This is a genomic window from Micromonospora sp. NPDC049374 (assembly GCF_040677165.1).
Lineage (GTDB): Bacteria > Actinomycetota > Actinomycetes > Mycobacteriales > Micromonosporaceae > Micromonospora.
In genome coordinates, this window is record NZ_JBFAQH010000001.1 from 561,059 (window position 1) to 571,684 (window position 10,626).

The following is a 10,626-nucleotide window of genomic DNA, read 5'->3' on the forward strand; positions in this document are numbered from 1 at the left end:
GCGATTCGCGGTGGCCACCCTCGTCGGGTGACCACCGCGAATGGTGACGTCAGGCCGCTCAGTTGGCCAGGCTGGCCGCGCCGCGCGGCAGGAACCGCCGGCCGGTGACCCGCTCGCTGGTGCCGGTCCGGTCCAGGTACGGCGTGACACCGCCCAGGTGGAAGGGCCAACCGGCACCGAGGATCATGCACAGGTCGATGTCCTGTGCCTCGGCGACGACGCCCTCGTCCAGCATCAGCCGGATCTCCTGCGCCAGCGCGTCCAGCGCGTTCTGCCGTACCTGCTCCTCGGTGAGCGGCTGGTCGCCGACGACCAGCAACGTCGCCACCTCGGCGTTGATCTCGTCGTCGACGACGATCGGCTGGCCGGAGTCGGCGATCCGCTTCAGGTTCTCACTCACGCCGAACCGGTCCGGGAACGCGGCGTGCAGGGTGCCGCCAACGTGGTACGCGACCGCCGGGCCGACCAACTGAAGCAGGGCGAGGGGGCGCATCGGCAGACCCAGCGGGTCCAGTGCCCGGTTCGCCACCTCCAGCGGAGTGCCGGCGTCGACGGCGGCGAACACGGCGCCCAGGAAGCGGGTGAGCAGCCGGTTCACCACGAACGCGGGGGCGTCCTTCACCAGCACACTCGACTTCTTGAGCTGCTTGCCGACCGCGAACGCGGTGGCCAGCGTGGCGTCGTCGGTCCGCTCGCCCCGGACGATCTCCAGCAGCGGCAGCACCGCGACCGGGTTGAAGAAGTGGAAGCCGACCACCCGCTCCGGGTGCTCCAGCTCCGCGGCCATCTCCGTGATCGACAACGACGAGGTGTTCGTGGCGAGGACCGCCTCCGGCTTGACGATCTTCTCCAGCTCGGCCCAGACCTGCTTCTTGACGTTCAGGTCCTCGAAGACGGCCTCGATGACGAAGTCGGCGTCGGCGAAGACGGACTTGTCGACCGAGCCGGACACCAGGCCGTACAGCTTCGCGGCGGTGCCCTTGTCCATTCGGCCCTTGCTGACGGCCTTCTCGATCTGGGTGTGCACGTAGGCTACGCCCTTGTCGACCCGGGCCTGATCCAGGTCGGTCAGGACGACCGGCACCTGAAGGCGGCGGGCGAACAGCAGCGCCAACTGGCTGGCCATCAGGCCGGCGCCGACGATGCCGACCTTGGTGACCTGCCGGGCCAAGCCCTTGTCCGGCGCGCCGGCCGGCCGCTTGGCCCGCCGCTGCACCAGGTCGAAGGCGTACAGCCCGCTGCGCAGTTCCTCGGAGAAGACCAGGTCGGCCAGGGCCTCGTCCTCCGCGGCGGTGCCGGCGGCGAAGTCGGCGTCCTTCGCCGTCTCCAGCAGGTCGAGCGCCTTGTACGCGGCCGGTACCGCGCCGTGCAACCGCTGGTCCAGCGTCTGCCGGGCGAAGTACAGCACGCCGGCCCACATGTCCTTGTCGACCTCGGGCCGGGTCACGGTGACCTCGCCCCGGACGACGCCGGCGGCCCACTCCAGGGACCGCTCCAGGAAGTCGGCCGGTTCCAGCAGCACGTCGGCGATGCCCAGCTCGGCGGCCTGCTTCGGCTTGAGCATCTTGTTCTGCATCAACGGGTTCTGGATGATCACCTGGGTGGCCGCCGGGATGCCGATCAGGTTCGGCAGCAACTGGGTACCGCCCCAGCCCGGGATCAGACCGAGGGAGACCTCCGGCAGCGCCAGCGCTGCCGCGCCGGCCGACAGGCTCCGGTAGTGGCAATGCAGGGCCAGTTCCAGACCGCCGCCCATGGCGGCACCGTTCACGAAGGCGAAGGTCGGGATCTCGCTGTCCTTGAGCCGGGCGAAGACCCGGTGACCCAGCCGGCCGATCTCCAGCGCCTGCTCGCGGTCCGCGAGCTGCGGCAGGCCGGTGATGTCCGCGCCGACACAGAAGATGTACGGCTTTCCGGTGACCGCGATGAACGCCGGGTCGGCCGCGAGCGCGGCGCTGATCGCCTCGTCCAGGCTGGTCAGACCGGCCGGGCCGAAGGTGTTCGGCTTGGTGTGGTCGAATCCGTTGTCGAGAGTGATCAGGGCCGCCGGCCGGTCCAGCCCCGGCACGTTCACCTGCCGCAGCAGGGCCTTGGTGACCACCTCGTTCGGTGCGGTGAGGCTCACTGAGTCTCCTTCGTTCCCGACTGCGGGGCTCGCAGCTCACTCCTCGCGCTCACTTGTCTCCACCCTCCGCCTGCGCGGACCCGGTCCAGTGCGGGTTCTCCCAGATGACCGTGCCGCCCATGCCGATGCCGATGCACATGGCGGTGATGCCGTAGCGGACCTCCGGGTGCTCGGCGAACTGCCGGGCGAGCTGGGTCATCAGCCGTACGCCGGAGGAGGCGAGCGGGTGACCGATGGCGATCGCGCCGCCCCACGGGTTGACCCGCGGATCGTCGTCGGCGATGCCGAAGTGGTCGAGGAAGGCCAGCACCTGCACGGCGAACGCCTCGTTCAGCTCGAACAGGCCGATGTCGTCGATGGTGAGGCCGGCGATCCGCAGCGCCTTCTCGGTCGACGGGATCGGGCCGACGCCCATCACCTCCGGCTCGACGCCGACGAAGCCGTACGACACCAGCCGCATCGCGACCGGCAGGCCCAGCTCGCGGGCGGTGGCCTCGTCGGCGAGCAGGCTGGCGGTGGCGCCGTCGTTGAGACCGGCGGCGTTGCCCGCGGTGACCTTGCCGTGTGGGCGGAACGGGGTCTTGAGGGTGGCGAGCTTCTCCATCGAGGTGTCCCGGGGAGCCTCGTCCACCGTGGCCAGGCCCCAGCCGTTCTCCTCGTCGCGGATCGCCACCGGGACCAGGTCGTCCTGGAGCTTGCCGTTGGCGTACGCCTTCGCGGTCTTCTGCTGGGAGGCGAGGGCGAACGCGTCGGTGCGCTGCTTGGTGATGTGCGGTACCCGGTCGTGCAGGTTCTCCGCGGTGGAGCCCATCACCAGCGCGGACGGGTCGACAAGCTTCTCGGCGATGATGCGTGGGTTCGGGTCGACGCCCTCACCCATCGGGTGGCGGCCCATGTGCTCGACGCCACCGGCGATCGCGATGTCGTAGGCGCCCATGGCGATGCCGCCGGCGACGGTGGTGACGGCGGTCATCGCCCCGGCGCACATCCGGTCGATGGCGAAACCCGGAACGGTCTTGGGCAGCCCCGCCAGCAGCGCGGCGGTGCGACCGATGGTCAGGCCCTGGTCGCCGATCTGGGTGGTGGCGGCGATCGCGACCTCCTCGACCCGCTCCGGCGGCAGTTGCGGGTTACGGCGCAGCAGTTCGCGGATGCAGCGGATCACCAGGTCGTCGGCGCGGGTGTTGGCGTACATGCCACCCGCCTTGCCGAAGGGGGTGCGGACGCCGTCGACGAAGACGACATCCCGGACTTCACGGGGCACGATGAGCCTCCTATTCGACCACGATCCGGTCGTTCGCGTCGCAGCCGACGCGGCGGACCGGACAAAGGTCGCCAGCACTGGCGTTTCCCCGATGCTACTCGCCAGTAATAACCCCCGCGCTACCTCCCCCTGTAACCCACCCCACACCACCCCACGCCGCCCCGGGCTCCCTAGTTGATCATGAAGTTATTGTCGCTGTTCGTCGGTCCAGGCGACAACAACTTCATGATCAACCGCTGGGTGGGGGGGGTAGGGAGGGGCGGGTGGGGGGGTCAGGGGGTGGGGGTGGGGGTGGGGGTCAGGGCGGTGGGGAGGTGGGGGAGGAGGAGGGTGATCTGCCATTCGCGGGCGTGGTGGGCGCGCAGGGCCTCGGCGACGGTGGCTTCGGTGATCTCGTCGGGGGGTTGCCAGGCGATCCGGCGGATGGTGTCGGGGGAGATCAGGTTCTCCGCGGGCAGGTTGTGCTCGCCGGCCACCCGCAACACCACCTCCCGGCAGCGGGCCAGGCGGGCGGCGGCAGCCGGATCCCGTTCCGCCCACCGATGCGGTGGGGGCGGGCCCTCCACCGTCGGCGCTACCGGCAGGGCGTCGTCCGGCAACTGCCGCGCGTCGTCGAGCGCCGCCAGCCAGGTACGCGCCAACCGCCGCACCGAGCGACCGCCGAAGCCGGGCAGCGTGAGCAGTGCCTTCTCGTCCCTCGGGTCCAGCTCCGCCGCCGCGACGATGGCCGAGTCGGGCAGTACCCGACCCGGTGCCGTGTCCCGCCGGGCGGCGATCTGGTCCCGGGCGTACCACAGGGAGCGGACCCGGGCCTGTGCCCGTGCGCCCCGGACCCGGTGGATCCCGGACGTCCGTCGCCATGGTTCGGCGCGTACCCGGGGCGGTCGGGCGCCGTTCAGCACGAGCGCCGCGAACTCCTCCGCCGCCCATTCGGATTTCCCCTGCCGAGCCAGCTCCGCGTCGAGCGCGTCGCGCAGGTCGGTCAGCAGTTCGACGTCCAGGGCGGCGTAGGTCAGCCAGGACTCGGGCAGCGGCCGGCTCGACCAGTCCGCCGCGGAGTGGTGCTTCTCCAGGCTGAACCCGAGCACCTGCTCGGTGAGTGCCGCGAGCCCCACCCGCTCGAAGCCGGCCAGCCGCGCCGCCAGCTCGGTGTCGAACAACCGGCGGGGCCGCAGCCCCAGCTCGGCGAGGCACGGCAGATCCTGGTTCGCCGCGTGCAGCACCCACTCCGTCTCGGCGATCACGGCGTCCAGGGCGCTCAGGTCGGGCAGCGGCAGCGGGTCGATCAGTACGGTGCCGGCACCGGCGCGACGCAGCTGTACGAGATACGCGCGTTGGCTGTACCGGTAGCCGGAGGCACGTTCGGCGTCCAGGGCCACCGGACCGGCACCGTTGGCGAACCGCGCCACGACCTCGGCGAGCTGCTCCGGGGCGGCGACGGGCGCGGGGGTGCCCTCGCGGGGGGCGGTCAGCGGCACGGACTGGCCGCCGGTGGGCTCGGACCCCACGTCCGAGGGCTCCGACCGCGCCGATGGCGGGTGCTGCGTGTCGTTTCCCGTACGGCTTGCGGCGGCCCGACGGTGCAGGGGTGGTTCGTCGGTCACCTGACAACCCTAGTGCGCGAGTGGATCGAGTGCCGCCACCCGCCCTGCCGCGTGTCGGCGGAGTGGTTCGGGCGGGCTCAGCCGGTGGCGGCGGGGCGGCGCTCCGGCAGGGCGGTGACGCCGGGTGGCGGCAGGCCGGCGGTGGAGGCGAGCAGCGTGCACCAGGCGTCCAGGTGCGGGGTGAGGTCGATGCAGGTCGGTGTCCAGGAGGCGCGGATCTCCACGTCGCCGGTCGCGGGCGGGCCGGCCAGCTCGCCGAACCGGGTCGACATCGTCTGCGTGATCGTGCCGCCGATGGCCCGGTAGCCCGCGTCCTGGGCGTCGAGGGCGTCGGTGAGCCAGGTCCACCCCACCCCGGGCAGCAGCGGATCGGCGGCGAGGTCGACCTCCAGTTCGGCGGTGACGTAGGTGACCAGCCGCAGCGTGCCCTGCCACGCCTCGTGCCCGGCCGGATCGTGCAGCAGGATCAGCCGTCCGGAGGCCACCTCGTCACCGTCTCGCAGCACCGACGCGGAGAGCGCGAAGGAATAGGGGGCCAGTCGCTGCGGCGCCCCCACCTCCTCCAGCAGGATCTCCGGCCGGGGGGTCGCCGACCGGAGCCCCGCGACCGCGCGGGCGAATGTGTCCGGAAGCGCGATCGGGGGGCCCATGACCGCAGCCTATTCCGCCGCTCGGGTCGGGGCTGCGAGGCGCGCCGACGATCACCCGCGGCTCCACTGACGCAGACCTCGCCGGCCGTGATGAGTCCGCCGTGAGGGCGACCAGACTCGGCGAGTACCCGCAACGTGCCTACGTCACAAAGGCGGCGGTGGGCGCAGGACGTCGATCGACCGCGTGGGACGATGGCCGCGATGACCACCGACACCACGGGCACCGCCGCCCGAGACGACGAATCCCGCCCTGGCGGGCCCGCCGATTCGCCCTTCGTGCGGGCGTGCCGCCGTCGGCCGGTCCCGCACACCCCGGTCTGGTTCATGCGCCAGGCGGGCCGGTCGCTGCCGGAGTACCGCGAGATCCGGGCCAACGTGGCGATGCTGGAGTCGTGCCGCCGGCCCGACCTGGTCACCGAGATCACCCTTCAGCCGGTACGCCGGCACGGGGTGGACGCGGCGATCCTGTTCAGCGACATCGTGGTGCCGGTGGCCGCCGCCGGGGTCGACCTGGACATCGTGCCCGGCACCGGGCCGGTGGTGGCCGAACCGGTGCGTACCGCCGCCGACGTCGAGCGGATCCGGCTGATCGACCGCGACGACGTCGGCTATGTCGACGAGGCGGTCCGGATGCTTGTCAAGGAACTGGGCGACACTCCGCTGATCGGCTTCGCCGGGGCCCCGTTCACGCTGGCCAGCTACCTGGTGGAGGGCGGCCCGTCGCGTACCCACGCCAAGACCAAGGCGCTGATGTACGGCGAACCCGAGCTGTGGCACTCCCTCGCCGGTCGGCTGGCCGAGGTGACCCTGGCGTTCCTGCGGGTGCAGATCGAGGCCGGCGTGTCGGCGGTGCAGCTGTTCGACTCGTGGGCCGGCGCGCTCTCCGAGGCCGACTACCGCCGGTTCGTACTGCCCCACTCGACGAAGGTGCTGACCGGGCTCGCCGACGCCGGGGTGCCCCGCATCCACTTCGGGGTGGGCACCGCCGAACTCCTCGGCGCGATGGGCGAGGCTGGTGCCGACGTGGTCGGGGTCGACTGGCGTACGCCGCTGGACGTCGCGACCCGCCGGATCGGCCCGGAGCGGGCCGTACAGGGCAACCTCGACCCGACGCTGCTGCTGGCCCCGTGGCCGGTGGTGGAGACCGAGGTGCGCCGGATCCTGGAGCAGGGCCGGGCCGCGCCCGGGCACGTGTTCAACCTCGGCCACGGTGTGCTGCCGGAGACCGACCCGGAGGTGCTGACCCGGGTGGTCGCCCTGGTACACGAGCTGTCCGCTCGACCGGTCGACCGGGGCTGACCGTCATGGCGACGCGGCGGCGGGTGGCGGTGATCGGCGGCGGCATCGCCGGCCTGGCCGCCGCGGTCCGGTTACGCGACCGGGCTCCCGCCGAGGTCGACATCACCGTGTACGAGCAGTCCGGCGCGCTCGGCGGCAAGCTGCGCACCGGCGAACTGGCTGGCGGGCCGGTCGAGTTCGGCGCCGAGTCGTTCCTGATGCGCGACCCGGCCGGCGGGGAATCCGCAGCCGTCGCCCTGGTCCGCCGGCTCGGCCTGGCGGGACGGATCGTCCACCCGACCGTCGGGCAGGCGGCGCTGGCCGTCGACGGTGGGCTGCGCCCGATCCCCGGCGGCACGCTTGTCGGCGTACCCGGTGATCTGGAGAAGGTGGCGGCGGTGGCGCGGCCGACCCCTGAGGCCGACCGCGACGGCGGTGGGCCGCTGCTCGGCACCGACCAGGACGTCTCCGTGGGCGCGCTGGTCCGGGCGAGGTTCGGTGACGAGGTGGTCGACCGGCTGGTCGACCCGATGCTCGGCGGGGTGTACGCGGGCCGCGCCGACGACCTCTCCCTGGTCACCACCATGCCGGCGCTGGCCCGGGCCGCCCGGATGGAACACACGCTGCTCGCCGCCGTGCGTGCGGCCCAGGCCGCCACCCCACGCGTCCCCGGCGAACCGGTCTTCGGCACCCTCGACGGAGGGCTGAGCACCCTTGTCGACGCGGCGGTGGCGGCCAGCGGCGCGACGATCCGCCGCCACGCGGCGGTGCGCGAACTCACCCCGACCGGCGCCGGCTGGCGGCTGACCGTCGGTCCGACCCGCGACCCCGAGCACGTCGACGTGGATGCGGTGGTGCTGGCGGTGCCGGCCCGGCCGGCGGCGCGCCTGCTCGCCGACGTCGCCCCGGAAGCGGCGAAGGAGATCGGCGGGCTGGACTACGCCAGCGTCGCGCTCGTCACCCTTGCGCTGCCCGCACCGGTGCTGCCGGAACTCTCCGGTTTCCTGGTGCCCTCCACCGAAGGGCTGCTGGTCAAGGCGTCCACCTTCTTCACCACCAAGTGGGGGCACCTGCGCCGGTCGGACGGGCTGGCCCTGGTGCGCGCCTCGGTGGGCCGGTACGGCGACGAGGAGCAACTCCAGCGCACCGACGAGGACCTCGCCGCCACCGTGCACCGGGAACTGTCGGCGGTGCTGGGCGCGCCGCTGCCCGCCCCGGTCGACGGGCACGTGCAGCGCTGGGGCGGCGCGCTGCCGCAGTACACCCCCGGTCATCTCGACCGGGTCGTCGCCGCCCGGTCGGCGCTGCGGGCGGCACATCCGGCGCTGCGGCTGGCCGGCGCCGGCTACGACGGGGTCGGCATCCCGGTCTGCGTCCGCTCCGGTGAGACGGCGGCCGAGGAGATCATCACGGCACTGGAAGGATCGGGGAGATGACCGAGCAGAGCAACGCGGCCCGACTGAAGGAACTCAACGACACCATCCGCTACACCATGTGGTCGGTGTTCCGGGCCAGCGCGCCGCTGCCGTCGCTGCGCGACAACGTCACCGGCGAGGTCGAGTCGCTGATCGAGGAGTTGGCCGGCAAGGACGTGGTGGTACGCGGCACCTACGACGTGTCCGGGCTGCGCGCCGACGCCGATCTGATGGTCTGGTGGCACTCCTCGTCCAGCGACGCGCTCCAGGACGCGTACCTCCGGTTGCGGCGGACCGCCCTGGGCCGGGCGATGACTCCGGTCTGGTCGCAGATGGCGTTGCACCGGCCGGCCGAGTTCAACAAGAGCCACATCCCGGCGTTCCTGGCTGGCGAGGAGGCCCGCGCCTACCTCTGCGTCTACCCGTTCGTCCGCTCGTACGACTGGTACCTGCTGCCCGACGCCGAGCGTCGGGAACTGCTCGCCGAGCACGGCAAGATGGCCCGTGGCTACCCGGACGTACGGGCCAACACGGTCGCCTCCTTCGCGCTCGGCGACTACGAGTGGATGCTCGCCTTCGAGGCCGACGAACTGCACCGGATCGTCGACCTGATGCGTGACCTGCGGGCCTCTCGCGCCCGGCTGCACGTCCGCGAGGAGGTTCCCTTCTACACCGGCCGCCGCCGCTCGATCGCCGACATCGTCTCCGCACTGGCCTGAGGTTCCGGCCCACGCCTGGTGCTGACGGCCCGTCCGGCCGTCCCGGCTGAGCCGGGCGGGGCCGCGCCAGAGGGAGTGTGGCGCGGCCCCGGCCGGGGTCAGGTGGTCGCGGTGCAGGTCACCGTCGGTGTGTTCGTGCTGCTGCCGGAGGCCAGGAAGCCGAAGCTGGTGCTGGCGCCGGCACCGAGGTTGCCGTTGTAGCTGACGTTTGTGGCGGTCACCGTGGAGCCGCTGGAGGTCACGGTGGCGTTCCAGGCCTGGCTGACCTGTTGGCCGCTGCCGTTCGTCCAGTTCACCCGCCAGCCGCGGATGGCCGCGTTGCCGGCGGTTACCTGGACCTCGCCCTGGAATCCGCCGGACCAGGTCGAGGTGACCCGGTACGTCGCCGAGCAGGCACCCGTCACCGGGGGGTTGGTGGTGGGCGGGGTAGTGGTCGGCGGGGTGGTGGTGGGTGGCGTGGTGGTCGGCGGCGTGGTCGTGGGCGGCGTGGTGGTCGGCGGGGTGGTGCCGCCGCCGAACTGGACGTCGCTGCAGTGGTAGTACGACTGGTCGAAGTGGCTGGCCTGCCAGACGGTGAAGATGATGTGCCGGCCGGTGCGGCCCGGCGCGTTCACCGGAATCTGGATCGACACCCCGTCGACCTCCCGCTGCCACTGCGACGCCGGCGTGTAGCCGATCTGGCCGACCAGTTCCAGGTCGGACCAGGCCAGTGGCTTGGTGAGCGTGTCCACGCCCTGCCGGGTGGCGTACACCCGGAGGTAGTCGGCACCGTGGCTGGCCTGGTCGAAGAACTTCAACTGGAAGCTGTTGGGGACCGGGGTGGTCCGCCAGGCACCCAGGGTGTCGAGGGCGTTGTAGCGACCGCCCTCGGCGCGCCCGCCCGAGCAGAGTTGGCCGTTCGGTACGGCCGCCTGGTGGTTGCCGCCCACCCCCTCGCGGAGTTGGCCGTTCCAGTTCCACATGGCGCTCGGGTTGGCCTGCCAGGCCTGCCAACACATCGGGTCCTCGGTGGCCATCCGCGGGTTCATGTGGTCACCACCCCAGCGCTCCCAGCAGCCGTAGGCGCGGGACCCGGGGTTGACCGTGGCGCCGTGCGCGGAGACGGGGGTTGTCAGCGCGGTGGTGAGCAGCAACAGGGCGACGGCCGCGATGGCCAGCAGCCAGGCAGCGCGTGGTGATCTGAGTACGTTCGACATGGAGCTCCCCAAGGGAATTGTCAGTTCGCGACATCGCCCGGACGCTCGGGAGTTGCCTCTCCCGTGGCCGATCTGCGTTGCCCCTGTGGTGTTGGCTCCGAGGGAAGCGTGCCACGGAGCATCGGCGTACGTCAACGTGGGAAGCGCTCTCCGGAACGGGCTCCGGCACCACCACCGGACAGGTGCTGGCCACCTCGCCGGGCTACCGGGCGCCGATGCCCTGCCGGCTGGCGTTGCCGGGTCGTCCGTTCGGCCGGGAGTCGTGCGCCCGTCCACTGGGCCGGGCGGGGCCGCGCCAGAGGGAGTGTGGCGCGGCCCCGGCCGGGGTCAGGTGGTCGCGGTGCAGGTCACCGTCGGTGTGTTCGTGCTGCTGCC

At 72.3% G+C, this 10,626-nt stretch carries 8 protein-coding genes; 3 read left to right on the forward strand and 5 right to left on the reverse strand.

The window, feature by feature from the left end:
* Positions 1–58: 58 nt before the first annotated feature.
* The 4 genes from AB0J93_RS02620 to AB0J93_RS02635 form a co-directional block, all read right to left on the reverse strand.
* Entirely contained in the window at positions 59–2,125 is a 2,067-nt protein-coding gene (locus tag AB0J93_RS02620) for a 3-hydroxyacyl-CoA dehydrogenase NAD-binding domain-containing protein (protein WP_363917378.1), read from the reverse strand.
* Positions 2,126–2,174: 49 nt separating this feature from the next.
* Positions 2,175–3,389 carry an acetyl-CoA C-acyltransferase gene (locus AB0J93_RS02625; RefSeq protein ID WP_363917380.1) on the reverse strand — a complete coding sequence of 405 codons (1,215 nt, stop codon included), beginning with the start codon at positions 3,387–3,389 and terminating at the stop codon, positions 2,175–2,177.
* A gap of 272 nt (positions 3,390–3,661) precedes the next feature.
* Positions 3,662–4,993, reverse strand: coding sequence for a ribonuclease D (locus AB0J93_RS02630; RefSeq protein WP_363917382.1), 1,332 nt, complete (start codon positions 4,991–4,993; stop codon positions 3,662–3,664).
* Positions 4,994–5,070: 77 nt separating this feature from the next.
* A complete protein-coding gene (locus AB0J93_RS02635) occupies positions 5,071–5,643 on the reverse strand; it encodes a DUF3000 domain-containing protein (protein ID WP_363917384.1) in 573 nt (190 codons plus the stop codon).
* A gap of 192 nt (positions 5,644–5,835) precedes the next feature.
* Here AB0J93_RS02635 and hemE point away from each other — a divergent pair, with 192 nt between their 5' ends.
* From hemE to hemQ, 3 genes are read left to right on the forward strand one after another with little or no spacing between them, the layout of a single operon-like run.
* Positions 5,836–6,942, forward strand: a complete 1,107-nt coding sequence (gene hemE / locus AB0J93_RS02640) for a uroporphyrinogen decarboxylase (RefSeq protein WP_363917386.1) — start codon at positions 5,836–5,838, stop codon at positions 6,940–6,942.
* Positions 6,943–6,947: 5 nt separating this feature from the next.
* Entirely contained in the window at positions 6,948–8,357 is a 1,410-nt protein-coding gene (gene hemG, locus AB0J93_RS02645; RefSeq protein WP_363917388.1) for a protoporphyrinogen oxidase, read from the forward strand.
* Positions 8,354–9,055 (forward strand): hydrogen peroxide-dependent heme synthase, encoded by a 702-nt coding sequence (hemQ, locus tag AB0J93_RS02650; RefSeq protein WP_363917390.1) that lies wholly within the window; start codon positions 8,354–8,356, stop codon positions 9,053–9,055. Before hemG ends, hemQ begins: the two co-directional genes overlap by 4 nt.
* A 98-nt stretch (positions 9,056–9,153) precedes the next feature.
* Here hemQ and AB0J93_RS02655 read toward each other — a convergent pair whose 3' ends face one another.
* Positions 9,154–10,251 (reverse strand): lytic polysaccharide monooxygenase, encoded by a 1,098-nt coding sequence (locus AB0J93_RS02655; protein WP_363917392.1) that lies wholly within the window; start codon positions 10,249–10,251, stop codon positions 9,154–9,156.
* Between the last annotated feature and the right edge of the window lie 375 nt (positions 10,252–10,626).